Origin of the sequence: Winogradskyella forsetii (assembly GCF_013394595.1) — a bacterium.
Taxonomy (GTDB): domain Bacteria; phylum Bacteroidota; class Bacteroidia; order Flavobacteriales; family Flavobacteriaceae; genus Winogradskyella; species Winogradskyella forsetii.
Genome location: NZ_CP053348.1, coordinates 2974488 through 3000863, shown reverse-complemented (window position 1 = coordinate 3000863; position 26376 = coordinate 2974488). Strand labels below are relative to the sequence as shown.

29 protein-coding genes are annotated in these 26376 nt (G+C 34.2%); 23 read left to right on the top strand and 6 right to left on the bottom strand.

Annotated features, from left to right (window positions below; genetic code table 11):
- Positions 1-43: 43 nt before the first annotated feature.
- The 16 genes from HM987_RS13015 to HM987_RS12940 all read left to right on the top strand — a co-directional run bounded on the left by HM987_RS13015 (position 44) and on the right by HM987_RS12940 (position 11916).
- Entirely contained in the window at positions 44-2089 is a 2046-nt protein-coding gene (locus tag HM987_RS13015) for a dipeptidyl-peptidase 3 family protein (protein ID WP_179008500.1), read from the top strand.
- A gap of 313 nt (positions 2090-2402) precedes the next feature.
- Positions 2403-2966 carry a hypothetical protein gene (locus HM987_RS13010; RefSeq protein WP_179008499.1) on the top strand — a complete coding sequence of 188 codons (564 nt, stop codon included), beginning with the start codon at positions 2403-2405 and terminating at the stop codon, positions 2964-2966.
- 159 nt (positions 2967-3125) lie between these two features.
- Positions 3126-3482, top strand: a complete 357-nt coding sequence (gene yidD / locus HM987_RS13005) for a membrane protein insertion efficiency factor YidD (RefSeq protein ID WP_179008498.1) — start codon at positions 3126-3128, stop codon at positions 3480-3482.
- An 18-nt stretch (positions 3483-3500) separates the two neighbouring features.
- Positions 3501-3689: a hypothetical protein gene (locus HM987_RS13000; RefSeq protein ID WP_179008497.1), complete on the top strand. Its 189-nt coding sequence runs from the start codon at positions 3501-3503 to the stop codon at positions 3687-3689.
- A 146-nt stretch (positions 3690-3835) separates the two neighbouring features.
- Positions 3836-4543, top strand: coding sequence for a hypothetical protein (locus HM987_RS12995; protein ID WP_179008496.1), 708 nt, complete (start codon positions 3836-3838; stop codon positions 4541-4543).
- A 174-nt stretch (positions 4544-4717) separates the two neighbouring features.
- On the top strand, positions 4718-5122 hold the full coding sequence (locus tag HM987_RS12990; RefSeq protein ID WP_179008495.1) for a hypothetical protein: 405 nt from the start codon (positions 4718-4720) through the stop codon (positions 5120-5122).
- Between the two features lie 122 nt (positions 5123-5244).
- On the top strand, positions 5245-5688 hold the full coding sequence (locus HM987_RS12985) for a carboxypeptidase-like regulatory domain-containing protein (RefSeq protein ID WP_179008494.1): 444 nt from the start codon (positions 5245-5247) through the stop codon (positions 5686-5688).
- 134 nt (positions 5689-5822) lie between these two features.
- Positions 5823-6359 (top strand): hypothetical protein, encoded by a 537-nt coding sequence (locus HM987_RS12980; RefSeq protein ID WP_179008493.1) that lies wholly within the window; start codon positions 5823-5825, stop codon positions 6357-6359.
- A gap of 144 nt (positions 6360-6503) precedes the next feature.
- Positions 6504-6935, top strand: coding sequence for a hypothetical protein (locus HM987_RS12975; protein ID WP_179008492.1), 432 nt, complete (start codon positions 6504-6506; stop codon positions 6933-6935).
- 188 nt (positions 6936-7123) lie between these two features.
- The gene (locus HM987_RS12970; RefSeq protein ID WP_179008491.1) at positions 7124-7528 is read left to right on the top strand and encodes a hypothetical protein; all 405 of its coding nucleotides are present in this window, start codon (positions 7124-7126) and stop codon (positions 7526-7528) included.
- Between the two features lie 116 nt (positions 7529-7644).
- Positions 7645-8091: a hypothetical protein gene (locus HM987_RS12965; protein ID WP_179008490.1), complete on the top strand. Its 447-nt coding sequence runs from the start codon at positions 7645-7647 to the stop codon at positions 8089-8091.
- Between the two features lie 159 nt (positions 8092-8250).
- Positions 8251-8919 (top strand): hypothetical protein, encoded by a 669-nt coding sequence (locus tag HM987_RS12960; protein WP_179008489.1) that lies wholly within the window; start codon positions 8251-8253, stop codon positions 8917-8919.
- A 280-nt stretch (positions 8920-9199) separates the two neighbouring features.
- On the top strand, positions 9200-9823 hold the full coding sequence (locus HM987_RS12955; RefSeq protein WP_179008488.1) for a sulfotransferase family protein: 624 nt from the start codon (positions 9200-9202) through the stop codon (positions 9821-9823).
- A gap of 408 nt (positions 9824-10231) precedes the next feature.
- A complete protein-coding gene (locus tag HM987_RS12950; RefSeq protein WP_179008487.1) occupies positions 10232-10585 on the top strand; it encodes a 6-phosphogluconate dehydrogenase in 354 nt (117 codons plus the stop codon).
- Positions 10586-10859: 274 nt separating this feature from the next.
- A complete protein-coding gene (locus tag HM987_RS12945; protein ID WP_179008486.1) occupies positions 10860-11426 on the top strand; it encodes a CIA30 family protein in 567 nt (188 codons plus the stop codon).
- Between the two features lie 265 nt (positions 11427-11691).
- Positions 11692-11916, top strand: a complete 225-nt coding sequence (locus tag HM987_RS12940) for a hypothetical protein (RefSeq protein WP_179008485.1) — start codon at positions 11692-11694, stop codon at positions 11914-11916.
- Positions 11917-11929: 13 nt separating this feature from the next.
- On the opposite strand, the gene HM987_RS12935 is transcribed toward HM987_RS12940, so the two are convergent.
- From HM987_RS12935 to HM987_RS12920, 4 genes are all read right to left on the bottom strand, one after another.
- Positions 11930-12835, bottom strand: a complete 906-nt coding sequence (locus HM987_RS12935; RefSeq protein WP_179008484.1) for a TIGR01777 family oxidoreductase — start codon at positions 12833-12835, stop codon at positions 11930-11932.
- A gap of 407 nt (positions 12836-13242) precedes the next feature.
- A complete protein-coding gene (gene mnmD / locus HM987_RS12930) occupies positions 13243-14049 on the bottom strand; it encodes a tRNA (5-methylaminomethyl-2-thiouridine)(34)-methyltransferase MnmD (RefSeq protein WP_179008483.1) in 807 nt (268 codons plus the stop codon).
- A 3-nt stretch (positions 14050-14052) separates the two neighbouring features.
- Positions 14053-14481: a hypothetical protein gene (locus HM987_RS12925; protein ID WP_179008482.1), complete on the bottom strand. Its 429-nt coding sequence runs from the start codon at positions 14479-14481 to the stop codon at positions 14053-14055.
- A 7-nt stretch (positions 14482-14488) separates the two neighbouring features.
- Positions 14489-14998 carry a DUF4920 domain-containing protein gene (locus HM987_RS12920; protein ID WP_179008481.1) on the bottom strand — a complete coding sequence of 170 codons (510 nt, stop codon included), beginning with the start codon at positions 14996-14998 and terminating at the stop codon, positions 14489-14491.
- Positions 14999-15311: 313 nt separating this feature from the next.
- On the opposite strand from HM987_RS12920, the gene HM987_RS12915 reads away from it, so the two are divergent.
- A complete protein-coding gene (locus tag HM987_RS12915) occupies positions 15312-16385 on the top strand; it encodes a branched-chain amino acid aminotransferase (RefSeq protein ID WP_179008480.1) in 1074 nt (357 codons plus the stop codon).
- A gap of 220 nt (positions 16386-16605) precedes the next feature.
- On the opposite strand, the gene HM987_RS12910 is transcribed toward HM987_RS12915, so the two are convergent.
- Positions 16606-16992 carry a pyrophosphohydrolase domain-containing protein gene (locus HM987_RS12910; RefSeq protein ID WP_179008479.1) on the bottom strand — a complete coding sequence of 129 codons (387 nt, stop codon included), beginning with the start codon at positions 16990-16992 and terminating at the stop codon, positions 16606-16608.
- A 402-nt stretch (positions 16993-17394) separates the two neighbouring features.
- On the opposite strand from HM987_RS12910, the gene HM987_RS12905 reads away from it, so the two are divergent.
- The 3 genes from HM987_RS12905 to HM987_RS12895 all read left to right on the top strand — a co-directional run bounded on the left by HM987_RS12905 (position 17395) and on the right by HM987_RS12895 (position 21685).
- The gene (locus HM987_RS12905) at positions 17395-19245 is read left to right on the top strand and encodes a tetratricopeptide repeat-containing sensor histidine kinase (RefSeq protein ID WP_179008478.1); all 1851 of its coding nucleotides are present in this window, start codon (positions 17395-17397) and stop codon (positions 19243-19245) included.
- Positions 19242-19862, top strand: coding sequence for a response regulator (locus tag HM987_RS12900; protein WP_179008477.1), 621 nt, complete (start codon positions 19242-19244; stop codon positions 19860-19862). The genes HM987_RS12905 and HM987_RS12900 overlap by 4 nt, the downstream gene beginning before the upstream one ends.
- A gap of 491 nt (positions 19863-20353) precedes the next feature.
- Positions 20354-21685 carry a DUF5723 family protein gene (locus HM987_RS12895; protein ID WP_179008476.1) on the top strand — a complete coding sequence of 444 codons (1332 nt, stop codon included), beginning with the start codon at positions 20354-20356 and terminating at the stop codon, positions 21683-21685.
- Between the two features lie 414 nt (positions 21686-22099).
- Here HM987_RS12895 and HM987_RS12890 read toward each other — a convergent pair whose 3' ends face one another.
- On the bottom strand, positions 22100-22753 hold the full coding sequence (locus HM987_RS12890) for a YceI family protein (RefSeq protein ID WP_179008475.1): 654 nt from the start codon (positions 22751-22753) through the stop codon (positions 22100-22102).
- Between the two features lie 152 nt (positions 22754-22905).
- On the opposite strand from HM987_RS12890, the gene HM987_RS12885 reads away from it, so the two are divergent.
- From HM987_RS12885 to HM987_RS12875, 3 genes are all read left to right on the top strand, one after another.
- Positions 22906-23460 carry a nucleotide exchange factor GrpE gene (locus HM987_RS12885; RefSeq protein ID WP_179008474.1) on the top strand — a complete coding sequence of 185 codons (555 nt, stop codon included), beginning with the start codon at positions 22906-22908 and terminating at the stop codon, positions 23458-23460.
- 79 nt (positions 23461-23539) lie between these two features.
- Complete coding sequence (dnaJ, locus tag HM987_RS12880; RefSeq protein ID WP_179010054.1) at positions 23540-24658, top strand: molecular chaperone DnaJ; 1119 nt, start codon at positions 23540-23542, stop codon at positions 24656-24658.
- 791 nt (positions 24659-25449) lie between these two features.
- Positions 25450-26376 carry an ABC transporter ATP-binding protein gene (locus HM987_RS12875; RefSeq protein WP_179008473.1) on the top strand — a complete coding sequence of 309 codons (927 nt, stop codon included), beginning with the start codon at positions 25450-25452 and terminating at the stop codon, positions 26374-26376.

Below are 26376 nucleotides of genomic sequence, written 5' to 3'. Positions count from 1 at the left end.
GTGATATATATATTACATTTGTCTACAACTAAAAACTAAACAAATGAATTTGAAATCATTATTGAAAATATGTCTTTTTGCCCTGTTGATTGTGGCCTGTAAGAACGACGAAAAAGATGTAAAGGAAGAACCAACTGAAACGGTTGAAACGGCACAAGCTGATTTTGACTATAATGTTGAAGAATTTGCAGACATTAAAATCTTACGTTATCAGATACCTGGCTGGGAGAATCTGAGTTTAAAAGAACAAAAATTAGTGTATTATTTAACTCAAGCAGGTTTGGCAGGTCGTGATATTATGTGGGATCAGAATTACAGACATAACTTAAAAATTAGACGTGCACTAGAAAATGTATATAAACAATTTAGTGGCGATAAAACCACTGACGATTGGAAAAATTTTGAAACCTACCTTAAACGTATATGGTTCAGTAATGGTATTCATCATCATTATTCCAATGCGAAGATAAAACCAAAATTTTCGAAAGACTACCTTAATGAATTGTTGACGGCCACCAACACCACCTTAGAAGGCGAAGCGTTTGACGTATTGTTCAACGATAAGGATGCGAAAAAGGTAAATCAAGCCAAAGGGGTTGATAATGTATTGGAATCTGCCGTGAACTTTTACGGTCCGGATGTGACCAATGCCGATGTGGCTAATTTCTACAAGAAGAAAACATCGCCTAATCCAGAAAAGCCCTTATCTTTTGGTTTAAACTCTAAACTGGTTAAGGAAAACGGTGTTTTAAAAGAGCGCGTTTACAAATCTGGCGGATTATACGGTGAAGCCATTGACGAAATCGTAAAGTGGCTGGAAAAAGCAAAAGGCGTTGCCGAAAATAAAGCACAAGGCGATGCACTTGGACTGCTCATAGACTATTACAAAACAGGCGATCTGCAAACTTGGGACGATTATAACGTCGCTTGGACGGCTGCAACGGAAGGCAATATTGACTATATCAACAGTTTTATTGAAGTTTATAACGATCCCTTAGGTTACCGAGGGTCTTACGAAACTATTGTTCAGATCAACGATTTTGATATGTCTGAAAAAATGGCGGTGCTTTCTGAAAATGCCCAATGGTTTGAAGATAATTCGCCTTTAATGGACGATCACAAAAAAGATAGCGTTGTTGGTGTCACTTACAAAGTCGTAAACGTTGCAGGTGAAGCTGGTGATGCCTCGCCAAGCACGCCAATTGGTGTTAATTTACCAAATGCCAACTGGATTAGAGCAGCTGTAGGAAGTAAATCAGTGTCTTTAGGAAACATTATCAATGCCTACAATAATGCAGGTGGAACAGGTCGCTTAAAGGAATTTGCACACGATGAAGAGGAAATCCAGCTCGAAGAAGAATACGGACAACTAGCGGACAAATTACACACGGCTTTGCACGAAGTGATTGGTCATGCCTCAGGACAGTTAAATCCTGGTGTTGGTGAGACTAAGGAAACCTTAAAGAATTATGCTTCTACTTTAGAAGAAGGACGCGCCGATTTAGTCGGTTTATATTATTTGTACAATCCTAAATTACAAGAATTAGGCTTGGTCGACGATTGGAAAAAAGTAGGAAAAGCGGCTTACGACGGTTACATTAGAAATGGATTGATGACGCAATTAATCCGTTTGGATGTTGGTGATGATGTTGAAGAAGCACATATGAGAAACAGACAATGGGTTTCAGCTTGGGCTTACGAAAAAGGAAAGGAAGACAACGTGATTGAAAAAGTCACCAAAGACGGCAAAACCTATTTCAATATCAATGATTATGAAAAATTGCACGAGATTTTCGGTCAGTTATTAAGAGAGACACAGCGTATTAAGTCTGAAGGTGATTTTAAAGCCGTAGAAGACTTGGTTGAAGGGTATGGTGTAAAAGTAGATCAAGCCATACACAAGGAAGTCAAGGCGCGTAACGAGCAATTTCCGTCACCACCTTATAGTGGTTTTGTGAATCCTGTTTTAGTGCCTGAAATGGATGATGCAGGTGAAATTACAGCGATTAAAGTTACCCAACCCAACGCCTTTGCGCAGCAAATGTTAAACTATAGCTCCAACTATAGCCATTTGCCTGAGGTGAATTAAACGCTTAGGCTTATAAGTTTTAAAAAGCACTTACAGTATTGTAGGTGCTTTTTTTTTGTGAAAACCTAAGGATTTATGAGCCTGTTATTTCTTATGTAATAAGATTCAGGGAATTACAGTAATATACCAATCTCATTTTTTTGAAAATATACGTAACTTTACGTATAGACGTCTTGATTGATTTGTTTAGTTTTATAGCCTGTAAAAACTGGAAGAAGGTTTTAGTATCCCTGAAATATTTCAGGATATGACGAATAAAAGTTATTATATAATGAGTTGTAAGTAATTGAGCGCAACTAACGAAACAGAAATTATGAATTCAGTTTTTAGAGAAAAAATAGTAAGAGAAATTTCGGAATTGGAATCAAACTCAAATTGGAAAACCGACAAAGCGAATGTAAACATAGTCACTCACGATAACGGAATTCTACGTGCAAGAAAATATTCTTTAGAATCTGAATTACACTTTACTGTATTTAAAGGATATACGGTAAAAAGATTTATGGAAACGGATTTCAATTATTTTACTTGGCTTCCAAGAAACATTGAAAATTTTACTTACGACAAGAAAGTCCTTGAATATGCTAAAACTTGTATTGATTTTTTAGAGAAAATTGACAAATATCCAATTAACAGAACTAATACTGATTTAGGAAAAGCAATAAGTCAAGTTAATGTAATGATACGATACGAACATTGCCTTGATTATAAAAATGACGAAACTATGCTAAAGTATTGGAAAAGCTTTATTGACGTAGATTATTATAGGACAATTTTAAACACACCACTTGAAAGACTAATAAGACAAGCACAAGAAATTGAACAAGTAAGTTCTGATTATAGAAGAAAATATTATAATGAAATGATTGGAAATTAAAACAACTACTTACAACACCGTATAAAAAAAATTGCTAGTTTTAGCTAAACCAAAGTTAGTTGCTCGTTTCTAACTTCTGATTTTCCTTCGGAAAATCCTCGCCCACAAACACGCAACTTTCTTTATACAAACACGTTGTAAAACATTTTTGACAAAACAATGAATAAAACAGAAAACATTGAAATTGAAGAAAATTCATTTGAAATAAATGCGAATGAAAAGGATTATGTTATTATTCAAAGACATTTTACAAAACACACAAAACTTGATTTAGAAATTCAGAATTTACCAATTCCGAAAAAGCCCATTTGGTTGAATATTGTAGTCAGAACACTTCGATTTTATCAAAACAATATTTCAGAAAAATTAGGAAATAGGTGTGTTTTCGACCCAAGTTGTTCTCGATATTCTGAACTCTCTTTTCGAGAAAAGGGATTTCTTAGAGGAATGTCACTTACAATAAACCGACTGAAACGTTGCCGACCAGAAAATGGCGGAATTGACCAATTAAATTAACCAAATAAATTATAAAGGATGCAATACAAAATTGAACAAATCGGAGCTGAATTTTCAAGCAAAGCAATTACTGGGCTTGAAAATAGATTTAACAAATATTCGGAACAAGGTTATAAGTTTCATTCTGTTTTTCAAGTTCAAAAACCTGGATGTTTAGGAATTGGTTCGCCATCAATAACTTATCTTGCTGTTTATACGAAAGAATAAAAAAACGTTTTACAACACCCTATAAAAAAAATGCTGGTTTTAGCTAAACCAAAGTTAGTTGCTTGTTTGCTAGCTTCTGATTTTCCTTCGGAAAATCCTTGCACACAAACACGCAACTTTCCATATACATAGATGTTGCCCACAATATGAAACCCAAAATTATGAGAGAATTGTCAATTATATTTTTGCTTGCCCTAAGCAGTTTAACTTTTGGACAACAAGGCAAATCAGTATTAATTTTAAAAGATAGTTCTCGCATTAATGGAATTGGAAAGATAAGCGGTATATCATCTATTGTTTCTGTTAAATTTAAGAATGACACTCTCAAATACCGAACTTATAAATCAAAAGAAATCGTTGGAATAAATATCCTTGAAAATAACTATTATAGAAAATTCAGATATAAATATATAGATGGTGAAAAATATCCAGAGATTGTTGAAATAGTTTCAATTGATAGTTTAAGTCTATATGTTAGGATTTATGAAGGAAGTGTTTTATCCAATTCATTTTCTAACGAGCCGATACCCATAATTGGAAATGAACCTGTGCAAACTATTGAATTAGATAATGGTCAGAAAATAAGTGTTGGACAAAGACCTCGTAATAGCTTCATAATAGTCAATATTCCCAGATACAGTTATTATGTTGGTATTGGAGAAAGTGAGCAAATTGAACATTTATACACTAAAGGTTTACCTTTTGCAAAAGGTTTCAAGAAATCTATGAAAAAATACTTTAAAAACTGTCACTCATTAATTGAAAAAGTAGAAAATAAAGAGTTTTCGAATGACAAATTATGGGAAGTTTTAGATTATTACAATCAGAATTGTCTAAACTCGCAGCGTGAATAAATACTGTGGGCATCAATGTTTATAATTCATTGCATTTAGAGCTTACTTAGGAAAGGCTTGGACTTTCTATCTTTGATTTATTTGCTAAATTGGGTTTTAAAACATGCAACGAAATGTACACCAGACCAATTTAATGCCAAAACGGTACATCAAATCAAATTTTGAAAGGGAAAAATGAATAAAAAGATTGACTCTACACTATATTTTTTTCAATATCTAACCGCCCGAGTAATAGTTGTTGGTGGAATTGCATTTTTGATTTACAGTATAATAGCACAAGAGGTAGGAGCCATCATTTTTTGTTCAATATTTGTGCTTTTTGTAATTTTTATTTTAATAAAACAAGTCCCTAAACCGACAGATCTTTCATTTGACAAAGATTTCCTGTACCTCGATAATCTATCTGACCCAATCCGAATTGAGGATATTTCAGCTTTAGAAAATGGCGTAATAGTATATAACGTGAATGGAAAAATTTCTAAAATAAATTTACCAAATTTCTATTATATTGACAAAAATTATAAAAAACTGAAAGCTGCGATAGAAAATAAAAGTACACAAGCACAACGTAGTATATAAAAATAGCTATTTTATTCTCAACCAATGCTAGTTACTTTGTTTGCTCGCATCGGATTTTCCTACGGAAAATCTTCGCACACAGAAACCCAACTTTCCATATAAAAATCCGTTAGCGATCATTCATGAAAAAAATCGGAAATATTATAATAATTGCTATTCTGCTATTTTTGATAGGCCTATTTATTCGACCGGAAAAGGTCATATATCTACCTAAAATAACTGGACAGGTCATTGACCAAAATGGAAACCCGATTCAAAACGCCATAGTCGCACGTATTGAAGAAAAGGAGCTAAAAAATAATGACTATGAACTATTTAAATCACAAACGGATACGACTGACTTAAATGGGAATTTCGAACTTAGCGAAAAATCTAAAATTGAATGGTTTCATACACCACTTGATTTGCCATTTGTTTACTGTTATGCAAATTTTCAGGTTTCAAAAAAAGGATACGACACTTATAAAACGGACTATAATGCAGAGGAAAATAGTAAATACAATGAAAACCTAAATGCTTGCAAAGGAATTGTATTTAAACCGAAAATAACATTAAAAAAGCTCTAGCTTATGCTGTATGGCACTGCTGGCTTTTGATTTTCTTTTAAAAAATCCTCGCATCCAAACCCGCAATCTTTCATATAAAAACAGTTTTAAATAAATTAAGAGAAACTATGAGAAATACATCAAAATTCGTTTTAATGATTTTATCAATCGTACTAGTAAGTTGTGGTGCAATGGGAACTAAAACCCTTTACAGAACGGAAACGGATTTTAATAAGCCGACCAAAGTCGGATTTAGTCAAGTTGCAAACGAGGATATCATGGACAAAATAGTAAAAGGAAGTGCGAAAATATATGACAGTACAATGACAAACCAACTTGCAACGCAAAACATAAAGTCAGATAAAATAGTTGTTGAAAATTTTGACGGATTTGAAAGCGTACATGCGGATGAAATTAAAAATCTTTGTGTGGACAACCAATTAGATGGTATGATATTAACTCAACTAAAATTTTTGAACGTAAAGTATAGCAGTATGTTTATTCCGATTGGAGTTAGTGAAGACACGGAAGTAGAAATGCAATATTATGATGCGAATGGAAGTTTATTATTGCACACAAAACATAATACTCATATGGGAAATTCCTATTGGGATTTTCCATCTGCTGATAAAACCGTGACAGACGGAACGAAAGGAGCATTGGGCAGAATAATAAAAGAGATAATAAAATAAAACTACTTATAATAAATCGTGTATTAAAAATTGTTTCGTTCTTGCGTATTTATGAATCCCTAAGTGTAGGAACTTGTGGATTTTCTATTCAGTTTTATTTGCTAAATTAGGTGCCTAAACAAGCTACGAAATCATACACATATTATGAAAAAAACGAAAACCCTACTTCTTACATTGCTTTTAATAGGCATAAACTCTTTTGCTCAAGAATTAACTTGTTTGGATTTTAAAAATGGAAACTTCTATGTTCCTGCTGATAATGAAACTGTTCTGACATATCGAATAATTAGAAATGAAAATGAACAAAGGGAAATAGTTGAAGATCCAGAAAATACTCTTGGAATGGATTTTAATAAAAGTCCATATGAAAAAATTGAATGGATTGACGACTGTACTTATCGAGTAAAATATGACGAATCGAAAATGGAGCTATCCGAATACCAAAAATTTGTCAATGATAATAACGGAATTTTAACTGAAATGGTAAAAATAGAAGGAAGATGTTTTTACTTTAAAGCAACATTAGATGTTAAAGGAGAAATTGAAGTTATGAATGGAAAAATATGTAAGGAATAAATACTGTGCGAACTCTGTATAAAATTAATTGCTAGTGCAAGCCTAATTACAAATCCCAATATTTTGGGACTTGCGGATTTTCTATTCGGACGTTATTTGCTAAATTGGGTGCTTAAACACGCAACGAAATGTGCACCAGACCATTTAATGCCAAAACGGTACATCAAATCAAATTTTGAAAGGAAAAAATGAATAAAAAGATTGACTCTACACTATATTTTTTTCAATATCTAACCGCCCGAGTAATAGTTGTTGGTGGAATCACATTTTTGATATACTGTATAATAGCACAAGAGGTAGGAGCCATCGTATTTTGTTCAATATTTGTACTTTTTGGAATTTTTATTTTAAAAAAACAAGTCCCTAAACCGACAGATCTTTCATTTGACAAAGATTTCCTGTACCTCGATCATCTATCTGACCCAATCCGAATTGAAAATATTTCATCTTTAGAAAATGGAGTAATATTATATAACTTGAATGGAAAAATTTCTAAAATAATTTTACCAAATTTCTATTATATTGACAAAAATTATAAAAAACTGAAAGCTGCGATAGAAAATAAAAGTACACAATCACAACGTAGTCTATAAAAATTCCTGTTTTGCGCTTATGAATTTTCCTGAAATATTTCAGGATATAACGAATAAAAGTTATTATATAGCGAGATTGCAGTCATTTAGCAAAACTCATGTAAAAATTCAATGAAATGAATATTTTAAGAAAAAAAGATGAAATTTTAGCAGCTCTTGGAAATATAAGAGCAATGGAAAGATTGCACGTTGACACTCATACTGAAGAGAAAATTAATAATATTTCTGGAATTAAAATAGCTGAATCAAGGCAAGGTCAATTTTGGGTGAATTTTCAGGAGTTAAATGGTTTTTTATTTATGAACTCTACTATTCTGAGTCATTTTGACTTAAAAACAACTCGAGGAACTAAAATAAATATACTGACGGAAGATTATGAAATTGAAATTGATTCTGATGAAAAAGAAATTGACTCTGACTTTTCGAATGTTTCAAATACTTGGATTACTAAAGTTAGTTTTGTAATTGACCCTAAAGAAAGAGAAATAATTGAAAAAAGAAATTTTGAGGAAATTGAATATAAATTCAAAAAAGAAAAACTGAGATTTATTATGAAAAAATAAAAATGAACTGCTAACAGCGTATATAATTCATTGCTAGTTCTAGCCTACTTAAGAAAGTCCTCGCTCCCGATAGCTATCGGGATTCTATCGGTGATTTATATACTAATTTTAGTGCTTAAACACGCAAAGAAATCATACACTAGACTGTCGTAAAATATTATGAAAAACCCTTCGATTATTTTAATACCATTGATTGTTGTATTCTTTTTAACCTCTTGTGAGAACAGTAAAGAATCAAAAATCAATTTTAAAGATTTTGAGATTAGTTTATCTAAAAATGAGGAGCCACCATTAATTTTTGAACTTAAATCAGAAGGTGAAATTCAATACTTCGTAGAAAATCAACCAAAAAAATGGAAAGGATTGGATAAAGAATCCGAAACAACAATTGGAGTTTATGAATGGAAACTATTTCCACATAATAATCTCGAATTTGAATATCCTAGAACGTATTCTTTCGAGGCGGATTTGTCCATAACGAATGATATTTGGACTCTATCAGGCAATGACTTTAAGATTATGGTTATCCGACCAATGGTTGAGATGGACGTAGAAGAATATGTAGATGAAATGATAAGTCAATTCGGACAGTCAAATTGTTCTACAACAGAAATATCCAATCAACTAAATACTTCTAAACTGAACGGAATAAAATTATCCGTTAATCTTGCTGGTATTGACCTTGAGTTAGATGTTTTAGAAGTAATTGACAAAAGTGGAAAAAAGAGTTTTCTAGTATTTCAAGATTCACTAAATGATGCAAGACAAAATAGTAAAGAATCAAAAACTACTTTGGCAAGAATAAAACAGACTTTTAAAATAAGTTAATAAAGTTTTAGAACCATTTGTATAATTCATAGCTAGCTCTAGCCTACTTACAAATCCCGAAGTATTGTGAGTTGTGGATTTTCTGTTCAGTTTTTATTTACTAAATTAGGTGCTTAAACTACCCAACTAATCTTTCCCAAAACCGTTGACAAAAAGCTGTTATAAAAAAAATGTTCATTTGGGTTAAATCTTTTATTTACAGTTAATTATAACTTTAGTTTTTATATTTTTGATTATCTTTATTTGGTTAAAACTTGTTAATACTTAAAAAAGTAAAATTATGGCAATTAATATTATCGGAGCAGGCCTTGGGAGAACTGGTACTTATTCTCTTAAATTAGCAATTAATCAACTTGGATATGGCCCTTGTTACCATATGGAAGAGGTCTTGAAAAATACGAATCCACAAGTTCAACTTTGGTCAGAGGCCATAAAAGGCAATTCGAATTGGAGCGCAATTTACGATGGTTTTAATAGCGCGGTAGATTGGCCAACAGCTGGTTTTTTTCGTGAATTACTAAAAGAATACCCAACAGCCAAATTTATATTGACCGAGCGAAACCCAGAAAATTGGGCTGATAGTTTTGGTTCAACCATTCTTAAATTAATCGAGGGAAAGGATAAGGCACCTGAAAAAATGCACGATTGGCTGGATATGGTTACTCTTGTCCTCGCTAAAAGTGGATTTCCACAAGGAGTAGATAAAGATGGATTAATCAATGGATTTATAGCTCATAATAAGGCTGTAAAAGAAATTATTCCTGAAGAACAATTGCTTGTGTATCAAGTAAAAGACGGATGGGAGCCACTTTGTAGATTCCTTAATTCGCCTGTGCCCCATGAATCTTTTCCACGTACTAATAATCGTGAGGAGTTTTGGGAGTTGGTAAATTCTGGAAGCTAATAAGTAATGTGCAATTTAGATTAGCGGTCATATTCGTCTTATATACTAATATTTTAATTTATAGTTAATTATCATTTGAATGAATAATAAGTAGCTTTACTATTTTGATAATTTATTAGAGTTTGTTTCCAATAAAGTAAGGTGCTAAAAAACAAGCGAAATCCCAATAATTTTTCAATAGAGTACTTTTATAAATTCTCTCAATGGCACTCTTGCGCAACGATTGTCCATAATAGTAAGCAAGCCTATTAATATTATCATCTTAAACGTTTCTCGTCACATACAAGCGCTAGCTTATACTTTTAAGCCCCAAAAAAAAGCATTAAGTTCATATCAATCATTAATCCAAAATAACAATGGTATCCTTAAAATAGCTTAAATTTGAATTAACTTTCAATAGAACTGATCATGAAATTCTTACTTAAAATAGTTATTGGTGTCCTACTTATTTTAGTGGCTTACTTCTGTTTTGCTTACTTCGTCACGTATAGTGAAGGCGTGAGATCAGGTGATTTAGTGAAGTTCAGTAAAAAAGGGGTGATTTTTAAAACATGGGAAGGGAAATTAAGTCAAGGCGTATCTGAAGAGCTACAATTTAATTTTTCAGTTGAAAAAGGTGAGCAAGAGGTCATAAATAAACTTCAAAATCTTCAAGGGACATTTGTAAAACTCACCTATATTGAACGTTATCAAACCTTTTTCTGGTTAGGTGACACCAAATACTATATTAAAAAAGTAGAAAAGGTTCAAAGGCCCGAGTAAAGATGTTTTCAAAAGTAAATACCATAAATGTTGCATGGCTATGACGCGTCTATTCCAATCGTTTTAGTTAAAGAAAAAATTCTCATAGGCGAAACCTAATTTCAAGACCTAATTTTTATAATTATTTAAGGCAAACAAAAGAGCAAAAGAGCTCAAGTCAAACCTGGTAAAATCGTATATTCTTATCACTAATAGGGTTATAGAAGTAAAACTCTATTGTAATTGAAATCATACTATGATGCGAATACTAATTTTAATTCTAATACCTTTTCTTATGGCTCAATCAAATGAAAATAATAGCAACCAACAACGTCATAATACAGACAACATTAAAGCGGATTCACCCGTAGTGATGCTTTATAGCTTTCCACAACAAGGCAAGGGTAAATGGCGCATACAAAATGATGTCGTTATGGGCGGTCGCTCCAACAGCCAGCTTCAAATGACAGCCGATAATAATGCACATTTCTCTGGCAGTGTGTCCTTAGAAAATAATGGTGGTTTCTGTTCCATCCATCAAACGGTGGAAAAGGATCCTTACAATCTAACGGATGAGATGAGCGCTTTTGTATTGCGCTTAAATGGCGATGGTAAAGACTACAACTTCCGCGTAAGAACGCCAAATGGACGTCATTTATATGGCTATACGTTTTCTACCAAAGCTGATGGGCAATGGGAAACCGTCTCAATTCCGTTTAAGAAAATGGAAGCTAAATACCATGGTGAACCCGTAGATGTCCCTAATTATGCTGGTGAAAATGTGGTTGAAATGCAATTGTTGATTGGTAATAACAAAGAGGAAACTTTCGAAATACTGATAGAATCCATAGCAGTGCATTAATTTCAATAGTGCCATAAAACAATACTTAGTTTCTAATGAGATCAATAATTTTCTTCTTGCCCTCGCTGGCGCTCGTTAGGAATTAGGACGTATAACCGTAAGCAAAACCATAGAAATCATGCATCTTAAAAGGCACTCGTACAAGACCAGCGCTAGCCGACGGAAACTAATTAAAGTGGAGGATGGCCTGCGAAATTAATGTTACAAATTTATCAAGGATCAATGAATACAAGATCTATTTTGTATCTTACCACAAACCGTCACGATGAAACTAAACCTATTATCCTGCCATGCGCAACGACCAGATAAAAGAGCGATCGCTACCTGTATTATGGAGATTTCAACAGCCATAAATGCGTCGTTGGCTCATGAACTTACGGACATACTTTTAGAAGGCGATGCCGTGGAAATTGAGGTCAATGATAAAAATTCGGGTTCAGCTTTAAGAGCCTTGCGAAAACTGGATATTGATTACGAGATTGTGGAATAAATAGAAAAAAACTTTAGCCTAGCAAATCTTCCAAAGCAGGTCTTAGATTCGCATATTTAAAACCAAAACCTTCTCCTTCTACTTTTTGGGAACTGACCCGTTGACTTTCAAATAAAAGGATATGCATCTCGCCCAAAACTAATTTCATAGCAAATTTTGGAATGTTTGGTAAAATCAGGGGTTTGTTTAAAACACTAGCCGCAGATTTAGTCAACTCATTGTTGTTAACAGGATTTGGTGCGACGCCATTGTAAACCCCTTCAAAATTGTTTTGTATGGCAAAAACAAAGAGCGCTGCTAAATCTTCTACATGAATCCAGCTTTGCCACTGTTTACCACTTCCAAAAGCAGCACCTGCGCCAAACTTCATGGGTTTAACGATTTCTGGTAAGGCACCACCATCTTCAGCCAGAACCAAACCAATTCTGATTTTGGCAACTTTAGCGCCTAAAGGTTTAAAGCCATCTACAGCAGCTTCCCATTCATGCACCACTTTGCCCAAGAATGTTTCTGAAATCTCTGTGTTGTCTTCTTCGTAGTAGTTGATCAAACTCGTCGGATAAATGCCAATAGCACTTGCCGAAACCACTTGATCAATTTTGTAGCTGTGTTTTTTAATCGTGTTTTGTAATAGCTGTGCTGTTTTTGTGCGGCTTTCGAGAATTATTTTTTTGTAGCTATCGGTCCAACGTTTAGAAATCGTCGCACCAACCATATTGATGATTTTAGTGACGCCCTCAAAACAATGGTGATCGATTTCATTGTTATCTGGATCCCAATAAAAACCTTTGTAATTTGGTTCTGTATCTAGTTTAGATTTTGAAGTTGTTAAGTAGTGGACATTAATCCCTTCGGCATGACATTTCTTTACAATTTCCTGTCCAATTAATCCTGTTGCTCCTGTTATTAAAACGGTCATTTTCCCTTTTTATTTAAAGATACAAAAGGGAAGGGGCATTTGGGTGAAGTTTAGTTTTGATTTAACGTTTGGGGTTATTTCGTCAGTTCGAGTGTTTCGAGTAAGCGAGAAATGTATCGAGAACCTTTTGTAGTTTTGATGCTTCTCGATACAAAATTCCAGAAAAAGGAATTTCACTCGAAGTGACGCCATGTGTTTGATTATTAGGTAATTGTAAGGTGGATGTTTTTACTTTAATAGTTGAACTTAAAGATTCATCATCGAATGCTTCGTTGCTCTAAGCATTTAGCTCATTTCATTTCGCTGAATGTTTCGTTGCTCTCAACATTAGGCTCGCTTCGCTTCACCGAATGCTTAGTTGCCCTAGGCATTTGGCTCGCTCTGCATCACCGAATGCTTCGTTGCTCTCAACATTTGGCTCGCTCTGCTCCACCGAATGCTTCGTTGCTCTCAACATTTGGCTCGCTCTGCTTCACCGAATGCTTCGTTGCTCTAAGCATTTCTCTCTTTCCAGGCGGTCCAGGTAAGCGCTCAACAGTAAAACCAACCTCTTGCATGGCGCGTCTCACACTTCCTTTGGCGGAATAAGTGACTAAAATACCGTTTTCTTTCAACGCATTAAACATGATTTCAAAAATAGCTTCGGTCCATAAATCAGGTTGGACGCGTGCGCCAAAAGCATCAAAATAAATGATATGAAATTTATCCTTGGCTGTGATTTCTTTAAAGAATTTTTGTTGCTTCTCTAATTGGAAATTTGGCGTAATTTGATGAGGTTTTTCCCAAGATGTGTCGTGTAGCTTATCAAAAATCGCTTTGTGATTGTTGGAAATAAGTTCAACATAATTAAGCTGATTAATTTCTTCCACTTGAACAGGATAGGCTTCAACACCGACATAATCAATATCCAATTTTAATTTTTCGGCTTCGATTAAAGTTAAAAAGGCGTTGAGTCCTGTGCCGAAACCTATTTCCAGAATTGACACTTCGACTTCGCTCAGTGACCCTTGCCCAGTTTGAGATTTGTGTTCACTTTGACGGTTTTTACTTTTTAAAGATTCTGAAACGACTTCAGAATAAAAAAGCAAACCATGTTTTAAAAACACGTGGTTTGCTTCTTGAATGGCACCATGAATGGAATGGTATTGCTCGTTCCAGTCTTCTATCTGTATCGTTTTGGAACCATCTGATGTGGTAATGATTTTTCGCTTCAACTTTTATTGAATCAGTAGTTTTTTAATTTTAGGAATGGGTCCTGTGCATTCCGTTTTATGGCAGCTTAAGCAATTATTAATCGCGGTATTGTAACGGTTTTTTAATCCGATATTGGAAAGGGTGTCTACCACAGCTTTCTGTGATGCTATAAAAACAGTGACGAAACTTTTCCAGTTTTCGGTTCTAGACTTACCCTTAGTCATTTCTGCCGAGTGTAACTTTAATAAATCCAATGGTAACTGGGTTGGTGTTTCACCAGCTATAATTTGTGCTTTTAACTGCTGGTTGTAAGCATACATCGCATTCATAAAACCTGCCATTTCAGAGGGTTGATACATCTCGTATGCAACCTTCGTTTTGGTCGGTTCTTCTACCACCTGTTCTTCATTTTTACAAGTTGTTAGTGATAGAAATGAAAACGTGATTAGCATTGAAAACTTATTGTTTAAGTAAAACTCCATCAGCCTCAAAAGAATAGGTGCGTTTTGGCTCTGTAATAGCTTCGATTTCTTCTTTGGTTTTACCAGCATCTTCGGCATAATGTCTCAATTCTTCAACTGAAGTTTCTGATACAAATGCTTTTCCATTAACGACAACGTCTCCTTCTGCATTTAATGGCATAAAAAATCCATAATCCTTAAATTTTACCATCACTTCATTGTCACCATCCATATCCAAAGTCATCCAACAGCCTTTAGCAGAACACACTTCGATTATTTTGGCTTTTACTTTAGAATTAATCGTATCACCTTCTTTCATGGTTTTATAATGCTCCATCATGCGTTCGGAGGTTAAAGCGTCTGCATCATTGATTTTCTTTCCAAAAGAAGCATAGGCAACTTCTTGCTTTGCTTCTTCCGTGTTCTTTGCTGTTTCCGTAGTTTTTGTTTCATTTTTACAAGAGATGATAGCAAAACAAATGGCGATAAAAAGAATGGTTTTTTTCATTATTGAAGAATTTTAATTGAATTGTAAATTGAATTGCAAATTTACGCAATTTAAGGGAATCTTACCGTTTTTTAAAGGTATCGATTATGAAGTGATATCAACTTTTCTTATTTCCTATAAATTACGCTTTTTCTTCTATTTCTTGCTTGGCGGCAGGCAGGTGTGTCTTTTTTGCTTTCTGTAACGATGCTATGCAAATAAAAAAAGACTTCGACGTGCCAAAAAAATCACTAATTTTCGCCTAAATGTTAAAAGTTTATATCACTTCTATGTATTTTTGTTGAAATCAGTTTATTTCTAAATCGAATTATTTATGCCGATTAATACCCATAACATCCATGTTGAAAAAGCAGAAACGTCTAAAATTACTGGGGTTGATTTTAGTAAATTAGACTTTGGTCGCGTGTTTACGGATCATATGTTCGTCTGTGATTATGAGGATGGTAAATGGCAAACGCCGAAAATAACACCTTATCAAGCCATGACTTTTGAACCTTCAGCTCGTGTGTTTCATTATGGCCAAGCGGTTTTTGAAGGTATGAAAGCCTACAAGGATGAAGACGGAAAGGTGTTTCTTTTTAGACCGAAACAAAATTTTGATAGAATCAACAAATCTGCCGGACGTTTAGCTATGCCTGCTTTTCCGGAGAATTATTTTTTTGAGGGTTTAGAAGCGTTACTGAAATTAGACCAGGAGTGGATTAAAACAGGCGTTGGTAATTCATTGTACATTCGTCCATTTGTCATCGCAACCGAACCCGCAATTTCCGCTTCACCTGCAAGTATGTACCGATTTATGATTATTTGCTCACCTGCGCAGTCTTATTATAATGCCGCTGTACGCGTATTAATTGCAGATCATTATAGTCGTTCGGCCAATGGTGGTGTTGGAGCGGCAAAAGCAGCTGGTAATTACGCAGCACAGTTTTACCCAACGAGTTTGGCCCAACAAAAAGGCTTCCAGCAAGTGGTTTGGACCGATGCTGATACCCATTCATTCCTTGAAGAAGCGGGAACCATGAATGTGTTTTTCAGAGTCAATGACAAGTTGATTACAGCACCTACAAGCGACCGGATTTTGGATGGTATTACCAGAAAAAGTATCATTCAATTAGCTGAGGATTTAGGAATTACCTGTGAGGTAAGGCAAGTCACTGTTGAAGAAATCAAAAAAGCCGCTAAAGAGGGAAGTTTAAAGGAAGTTTTTGGCGCAGGAACAGCGGCAGTTATTAGTCCTATTTCAGCATTTCAACATCATGACGATTTATTTGAAATCCCTGGCGTTGGTGCTGAAGATTCTTATGCTAAACTTTTTAAGAAATCCTTATTGGATATTCAACATAATTTGGCCGATGATGTCCATGATTGGAGATATGAGGTGAAGTAAAAAGCCCCTTTAGTTCTCTAAAGTGGAAAACTGTTATGGCATTCTCTACGTTTAATATCGCATGAATAATATAATCTTGGTTAAAACTTATATAAAAAAGCAGTTATAAGAATTTACTAAACCATTAAATTTAAACTTTTTTATCAAAATCTTCGAACATCTTACATTTTGTTTGTTTACTTCGTGCTTCCAACTTCCAACTTCCAACTTCAAGCTATTTCTACCGCTCCAAAATTTCCTTTATATGCGGTTTAAAATAGTTCGGCCCTTTTAAAACTTTACCATCTTCTCTGTAAATAGGTTCCCCATCAGCGTCTAATTTGCTCATGTTGCTGCGTTGTATTTCTTCAAAGACTTCCTCAATTTTATGCTGCATACCATGTTCTATAATTGTGCCGCATAAAATGTAAAGCATATCACCCAAAGCATCAGCAACTTCAACCAAATCATTGTCGTTGGCAGCTTCAAGATATTCCTCATTCTCCTCTCGCATTAGTTTATAACGTAGCATGTTTTTTTCGAGGCCTAAGTCGGCTTTAGGTGTTTCTCGATGTCCAATTTTAAAAGCCGTATGAAATGCTTTTACCGCATTTATTTTGTCTTGCATAGTTGTGGTTTTAATCCTTATTTTTGTATAAAAGTAAGAAGATGTTTAGTACTGGTCAATTGATTTTTGGATTATTATTTTTTATTGCCTTTGTTATCGTGATCGGTTATCAATACCGTAAAGATCTTCGTCTTCATAAGCGTCACTATAAAGGAACAGTTTGGATACTTATTGCATTTATTGGTTTTATAGCTATGATTGCGGCTATTAAGTTTGTTTTTATGTAAGCCTATTTTTATTTGGTCATAATTTCCTTTTAATTACCGATTATTTTTTAACTTAATCACTTAAATATACCTTCCACTGGGTATGTTTTCTAATACTATTTATATTGATTTTTGTGTTTGGATAAAATCCATATATGTATTTAAGTTTAGCGATTCAACTTAAACTGTACCAACTATGACCATATTTCTGAGATTTTTTATAATTTTTCTTTTTACATCTTTTGGATACGCTCAAGGAAACTCTGAAAACTTATTAGTTAAATGGAATAACGGAAGCTTAGATCACTCAATCAGGGCTGACGCTTATAGAAAGTACATATATGACGATTACATTGGAAATAAAACGGATAGTGCCTACGCCATGACTTTAAATCTGCTCGATTTTACTAAGAGGCACAACCTATCTAAACAAAGAGCAGACGCCTTGATATTATTGAGTGATATTGAACGGATGTTTGGTAATAATGATAAGTCCACCAAATGCTTAAACGAGAGTTTAACCCTATACAAAGCGCTGAATGACAACAGAGGTATAGCCATGGCAATTAATGGTTTAGGCGTTTCATATAGACGAATCTATAAACTAGATGAAGCAAAAGAATATTTCGAAAGAAGCTTGGAAATCAGTGAAGAAGTTGGTGATACCTTACTTATATCTAAGGCATTAGTTAATATTGGAAATGTTTATCTATGGCGTTATAAAAATGATGAAGCTCTTAAATATTATGAAAAAAGCAGGGTTTTCGCCATTGCTTCAAAAGATAAGTTTCAAGAAGCGTTAATTACAATAAATGTTGCTGCTGCTCTTATTCAGAAAAAGGAATATGAATTATCTAAAAAGGAAATCAAAAAAGCGCTAAGTATAGGTGAGGAAATAGAAAATTACAATATTCTGGCAAATGCCTATAGAAATATTTCCCAAATCTATTATAATAAGAAAATGCCTGATAGCTTATTAGTGTCGGCAAATAAAATGTTGAACTATGCAGAGAAAATTTCCTTAACAAAAGAAATTGATGGCGCTTATTTTTTTCTTTTTCACGCATACAAATTAAAAAAGGACTTTGATAATACAATTAAATATTATGATTTAAGAAAGCAGCAACGCACTACCATTGACGACATCACATCCTCAAATACGCTAGAACGAATTAAAATAGACAAGCAGAGAGCACAAGATAGTTTAGTAAACGTGACGCATACCCTGAAGTCAGAAATGTTATATCAGAAACAAAAATCAAATCTGATAATGGGTTGGGGAGGCAGCTTATCAGCATTATCAATTTTTGCGTTTTTGATTTTCCGAAATACTAAAAGAAAACAGCAAAAAGCAGAACGAGAGCGCCAAGAGCAGATTGAAGAAAAAGAAAAGATTTTAAAAGATCTCGAAATTTCAACTATTGATGCCATGGTAAAAGGTCAGGAAAAGGAAAGAGAACGCTTAGCGGCAGATTTACATGATAGTGTTGGGGCAACTTTGGCGGCTGCTAAATTGCAATTCGATTATCTTATGAAAAATCAAATGAATACAGAGCAATCCGAAGAATTAGTAAAAAAGACAAGTACGCTTTTGGAGGAAGCTTACGTGGAAATACGATCTATGGCACATGTAAAAAATTCTGGTGTCATGGCTAAAAATGGCTTATTGCCTGCTGTAGAAAAATTATCCTCAAACGCATCGGGAATCAACGGGCTGACAATTGAGGTCCAAAGTTTTGGTTTAGAACAACGTTTGGACAATTCGCTGGAAATTTCAATTTTTAGAATTATTCAAGAATTAGTGACCAATATTATTAAGCATGCCAATGCAACTAAAGGCTATGTTCATTTAACCAATCACGACGAAAATTTAAACATAATGATAGAGGATAATGGCGTAGGTTTTGACCCAAAGCAGATCAACCTTAAAAATGATGGTATGGGAATCAATAGTATAGATAGACGTGTTGAGCATTTAGAAGGAACTTTAACTATTGAGTCTGAGAAGAATAAAGGAACCACAGTAATAATAGACATTCCATTATGATACGATTAGCCATCGCAGAAGATCATCAATCCTTAATTGATGGTATAAAATTATTAATTAAATATGAAGAAGATATCGAGATTGTAGGTACGGCTAATGATGGTGAGAAATTACTTGAACTCGTGCGTTTGAAAGAACCTAAAGTTGTGATTACTGATATTAGAATGCCTAAAATGGATGGCATCGTGGCTACAAAAATAATAAAAGAAGAGTTCCCGCACACTAAGGTTATTGGCTTTACCATGTATGACCAGAAGGATGCCATAAGACAGATGTTAGAAGCAGGTGCTTCGGGTTATTTACTTAAAAACTCACCACTGGAAGAGTTATTGATTGCTATAAGGTCTGTAGCCAATGGCTTACAGTATTTTGATTCTAACATTGAGCATAAAGTCGATTCCAATACCCAAAAACAATCTAAAGGTTTGCTCACAAAAAGGCAAAAAGAAATATTAGGCCTAGTGGCACAAGGCAAAACTTCTCGAGAAATTGCCGACGAACTTTTTATTGGCATACATACCGTGGATACACATCGTAAAAATATGATCAGAATACTTGGATTGCATGGTAAAGGTGAATTAATGCGCTATGCTTTGGAAAAGAAATACAGGTTTTAGAAAATCCTTCTATACAGATACTTTTAATATGCAAACTTATCAATAGTCGAAAACATTAATTAAAATTCCATAGAATAAAAACACAAATGAAATTTATATTGATTTCTTTATCTAATTTTTTACTTCAGCTCAACAAAAAGAACATTTAAATTTGTTGATGACATACATGAAACTGCATTTATTGAATTAGATCGCACACCATACTTACCTATGACTTACCAGCCATGTAAGGCATATCATTTATTAGATAAAATGTTGAACCCATTGTCTAATTATATGGTTTTCTTCAAGACACCCTTTTGTTGGGGATTTTTTGTGCTTAATTGAGTGTAAGTGGACTTAAGAATGTCAAACATAGAAATACCCAATATCAGGTATTTCGTTGACCTAATAAAATGTTAACCTTTGAAAAGCGCATTATATCTAAAAATATTTTCAGAATAAATGAGGATTTATATATTGAGCCCGCTATTAATTAACTTAAATATATTATGAAGTATACTAAACTCTTAACCGCTTTTTTATTTCTATTATCGCTTAATCTTTCTTCCGCCCAAAGCTACGTTGGGCATTCCGTTGACAATTATTCAGGAGTGCATGGCGTCATTTATAATCCTGCTAATGTTGTAGGATCTAAAGTAAAAGCTGACATCAACCTTGTTTCTGCCAGTGTTTTTGGTGGTAGTGATTATTTTGGCATTAATATCAGTGACATTATAAGTTCCGATGGTGGATTTGATTTTGAAGATGATGCAGAAACATTTTCCAGTAATGCCAATAACTTTTTCTTTAATGCAGATATACTTGGACCTTCCTTTATGTTTAATTTAAGCAAAAAAAGTAGCATCGGAATTATTACTAGAGTAAGGGCAAACCTAAACATTAATAATATTAACGGTGAGCTATACGAAGCTGTTGCTGACGATTTTGATTCTGATGATGATTTTGATTTTGATTCCCAAAATTTGAACGGTACCATACACGCTTGGGCAGAAGTAGGGTTAACCTATGGCAGAATCCTTATAGATCAACCAAATCATCTTTTAAAAGGTGGTGTGACTTTAAAATATCTTCAAGGTGCAGGAAGTGTGTTTATGAGCAGTCCAGGATTACAAGGGAGTTATGATGCGTCTGCAGAAATGCTTACCAGCCAAGGGGAGTTGAATTATGGCGTTACCCATGACGTCGACGGAGAGGATGATTTTGACTTTAGTAACCTTACTGCTGGCTTTGGCTTTGATGTTGGCTTTTCATACCAATGGAATTCTAAAGTTGATTCAGAAACAGACAGTTTACCCAGTTACAAGAAGCCCTACAGATTAAAAGTAGGCGTGTCAGTTACAGATATTGGATCCATAAGTTACGACGATGCCGTCCTTAATAATTATGATCTAAATGCAAATGCAAGTACAGCAAATTACGAAGACGACGTAGAGGATTTTTTAGAATCCAATTATAACGGCGTAGAGACTAGGGAGACTGCAAATATAAAACTACCTACAGCTTTGCACTTGCTTGTAGATTACAGATTGGCTAAAAAATGGTTTGTAAGTGCACAAGCCAACTTATCCATGGTTGAGAAAAATGCGGATTTAAGCACTTCTGTAATTAATACAGTGACCGTTGCACCACGATTAGAGACGAAATGGTTTAGCTTTTACGCCCCACTAAGTTTTAGGGAATATGGAGATGTATCATTTGGAGGCGGTATTCGTTTAGGACCTTTAACGGTTGGATCTGGTTCGGTTTTTACAAACTTACTATCAGACAGCTCCAAAACTACAGATGTTTATTTGGGTTTAAAGATTCCGCTATATAGATAGTTTAAATTCAAACAATAATTTAAAAATCCCCTTTATTGGGGATTTTTTTGTGAAGCTTCCTTACGTAATTTTAAGTGATTTCAGAATCTATCAAAATAGCAGTGAAAAAGATTTCTAATCTCATCCTAAAGTTGAAAAACGAATAAAACATTTTATCATAGTTCAGTTTGCAAAATAATACGTTGATAAATGATGACAATTTTAAAATTATACGATAAGTAATTAAACAAATCACCTATGATATTTATAGCCATATTTTTATTCGTCAAATCTATTGTGTTAAAATATAATGAGAACAGACAAACGGAGCAAAGAACAGATTGAAAACTATTTTTTTTAAATTAAAATCGGGTAGTGTAAAAAAAAAAGCAGCCATATAAATGACTGCTCTTCAAATTATGATTTTGAAAATAATTAAGCTTTACTAGCAACTAAATCTACTTTCAGTTCAATATCATCACTGATGAATTTATCACCTAAATCATCAAAAAATGATTTAGAACCATATTCTACATTCCACTTAGAACGGTCAATAGTGAAAGTCTCACTTGTTAATGTCATCATATCATCTTTCATTTCTGTACTTACAGGAATACTAATGTTGTTGGTTTTTTCCTTTAAAGTTAAGTTCCCGGAAAGCATCGTTTTTCCATCTACTGTAGACATGCCAGTTACTTCAAACATAGCAGCAGGATGTGCTTCTACGTTAAAAAAGTCAGGACTTTTAAGGTGTCCAGCTAATTGTCCATTCTTTTCATCTTCTTCAGGTATATCGCTAACCACAATACTATTCATATCAATGGTAAAATTACCACTCTCAATATCACCATCTGCAAGACTAAACTTTCCTTCTTTTATGGCAATAGTACCATTGTGGGTTCCAGTTGGTTTAGACCCTGTCCAATGGATAGTGGATTTGTCTGTATTTACCATGTAAGTTACTGCCGTTTCTTTTGCTACAGCAGCCTCTTCGGCCTCTTTTGTTTCAGCTTCTTTTGCTTTTTCGCCGCAGCTTGAAAAAGAAATTAAAGCGACTAGTGTAAAAATTCGTAAAAAATAAGTTTTCATGTTGGTCTTTTTATGTTTAAGTGTTAAGCGCACAAATATAAGTAATAGTGTGATTAAAATATGATAAAAAAATGTTAATGACATTTTGACATTTTTATAATAATGGCAGTACTTTTGCGAACTAAGGTTGAAAGCTAAAAAAGAACTCGAAAATGAGTAAAAAAGATAAAGACAGTAAGGTTGAAGATCCTCAAGTTGAAGATCAAACAACTACTACAGCAGAAGCAGAAGCGGATGCACCAAAAGAATTAAGATCTCCAGAAGAACAATTGCAGGATCAATTGGTCGCTGAGAAAGATAAATTTATGCGTTTGTTCGCTGAATTTGAAAACTATAAAAAACGGACGACCAAAGAGCGTATAGAATTATTTAAAACAGCAGGCCAAGATGTTATGGTCTCAATGTTGCCTATTTTAGATGATTTTGAGCGCGGCCTGATGCATATTGAAGACGATAAGGAAGCCGAGGAATTAAGAAAAGGGGTGTTGTTAATCTATAATAAGTTAGTCAACACTTTAGAGCAAAAAGGTTTGTCTAAAATTGATATAAAACAAGGAGACACGTTTAATGCGGATGAGCACGAAGCGATAACTCAAATTCCTGCGCCTAATGAAGATTTAAAAGGGAAAATAATCGATGTCGTTGAACGCGGTTATAAATTGGGAGATAAGGTCATTCGATTTCCGAAAGTAGTTATTGGTCAATAAAAAAATAGATTTTCTCCCGATAGTTATCGGGATTCGTGGGAACAATTAATAAAGATACCCGATTTCTCGGGCAATGTATATGAAAGAAGATTATTACGACATATTAGGAATTAGTAAAGGAGCATCTGATGCCGAAATTAAGAAAGCCTATCGAAAAATGGCTTTGAAGCATCATCCCGATAAAAATCCTGATGATAAAGAAGCAGAGGAAAAGTTCAAAAAAGCAGCAGAGGCTTATGAGGTTTTAAGTAACGCAGATAAAAAAGCGCGTTACGACCAATTTGGCCATCAAGCCTTTGAAGGTAATGGAGGCTTTGGCGGCGGCGGAATGAACATGGATGATATCTTCAGTCAGTTCGGAGACATTTTTGGAGGTGCTTTTGGCGGCGGAGGCGGATTCAGCGGCTTCGGCGGTGGCGGCCGACAACGTGTTGTTAAAGGGAGCAATTTACGTATTCGCGTTACTTTATCCTTGGAAGATGTGGCGAATGGTGTAGAAAAGAAGATAAAAGTAAAACGAAAAGTTCAAGCTCCTGGCACCACTTATAAAACATGTAGTACCTGTAATGGTTCTGGTCAGGTAACTAGAGTGACCAATACCATTTTAGGTAGGATGCAAACAGCAACGGCCTGTCCAACTTGTGGAGGAGCTGGTCAGAGTATAGATAAAAAACCGTCTGATGCTGATGCAAATGGTTTAAAAGTTTCGGAAGAAACCGTAGCTGTTAAAATACCAGCAGGTGTTGTCGATGGGATGCAACTTAAGGTGACAGGTAAAGGTAATGACGCACCAGGTAATGGCATTGCAGGTGATTTATTAGTGGCGATTCAAGAAGAAGATCATCCAACCTTGAAGCGAGAAGGTGATAATCTGCATTACGATATGTACGTGAGTATACCAGATGCTGTTTTAGGAAATTCCAAGGAAATTGATACCGTAACCGGAAAAGTGAGAATAAAAATTGAACCAGGTGTACAGTCTGGTAAAATATTAAGATTACGTGGTAAAGGCATCCCTAGTATCAATGGTTATGGAAAAGGGGATTTGTTGGTGCATGTTAATGTTTGGACACCAAAGACTTTGAATAAAAAGCAGAAAGCATTTTTTGAAAGCATGAAGGAAGACGAGCATTTTGAGCCTAAACCAGAGAGCTCTGATAAATCGTTTTTTGAAAAAGTAAAAGATATGTTTTCATAAAAGCCCTCGTTTTGAACGCGTTTAATTTTTTTTAGTTTTAGCGAAAATTAAAGATCTTGTGCTATGTTGAAGTTATTTTTGACTTGCATAGCATCGCTACGGAAGTCAAAAATGGCAAAAACTTGGTGCAAAAGGTGAATTTTTTAGCAAATTAAAAAAGTTTAATCGAGTTCTTAAATAAAAAATACTATATTTGAATTATCGCTAATCTTATTAGCGGTAATTTTTCTTTTTCATAGCAATTTTTTCCCATCCTTATTTAATTATAAGGGTGGGTTTTGTTTTTTGGTGAAACAGCATTTGGTGACGTTAAAAAACTTCAGGCAAAATGCGAAGTTAAACTAATCCCGATAATCGGGATCCCAAATTCTTCACCCTGAATTTGTTTCAGGGTCTCGTGAAATTATGATACAAAACATTCAATTTGCTTCAAGGTCTCATGAAGTGTCTCAATCATTTGAATGAATTGAGTTGAACGACTTATATAATTAATAAGAATATTTAATCTAACTTATTTCTAGGTCTACGAATCTTATCACTGGCAGTCATTATTTTACATTTTCATCGCTAAATGGCTTTTCAAGAGAGCCTAAATTATCCTCTCCCATTTTTCTAATTTGGTAGCTAATCAATCAATTTCTTCAATATAATTACCAATATCCTAACCCTATTTCAAACGAGTTAAGGAAAAGTGGAATAGTTACACAAATAATAATGCATTTTTATTCAGAATCTATTACATTTAATATCTTTACGTCATAACCATACCTTACCTTAAAACTTAATTATATATGAATGACTTATTAGTTGCTAATTCCGTTTCTAAAAACTTCGGAAAATTTAAAGCGCTAAATCAAGTATCTATCGCTGTGCCAAAAGGTAGCATCTTTGGTTTACTCGGTCCAAATGGTGCAGGAAAAACCACATTGATCCGAATAATCAATCAAATCACCATGCCAGACGAAGGTTCTGTTCATTTAGATGGTCAGCCTTTAAAGCCAGAACATATAAGGGATATTGGCTATTTACCTGAAGAGCGCGGCTTGTATAAGTCAATGAAAGTTGGCGAACAATGCTTGTATTTGGCACAATTAAAAGGCTTGAGTAAATCTGAAGCACGAACAAGATTAAAATATTGGTTCGAGAAGTTAGAAATTGGAGATTGGTGGAACAAAAAAATACAAGAATTAAGTAAAGGGCAAGCACAAAAAATACAGTTTATCGTCACGGTTTTGCACCAACCAAAATTATTGATATTTGATGAACCATTTTCGGGTTTCGACCCTATAAATGCAAATTTAATAAAAGATGAAATTTTACAGTTAAGAGATGAAGGTGCAACGGTAATTTTTTCGACACATCGAATGGAATCGGTTGAAGAACTTTGCGATCATATAGCCTTGATTCATAAGTCCAATAAGGTATTAGATGGAAAATTAAATGATATAAAGCGTCAATATAAAACCAACACCTTTGAAGTTGGTTTACAATCTTTGAATAGAGAAAAGGTGCTATCTGAAATTCAAAATACGTTTGAAGTGCTTCCGGCAACCTTCAAGAATTTGAATGATGATATTAAATTGAATATTAAATTGGGAGAACAGACTTCGCCAAATGATTTGCTCTCATTTTTAACCTCAAAAGCAGAGGTGCATCACTTTGTGGAAGTGATTCCTTCCGCTAGCGATATTTTTATTCAAACTGTAAAAAATAATTAA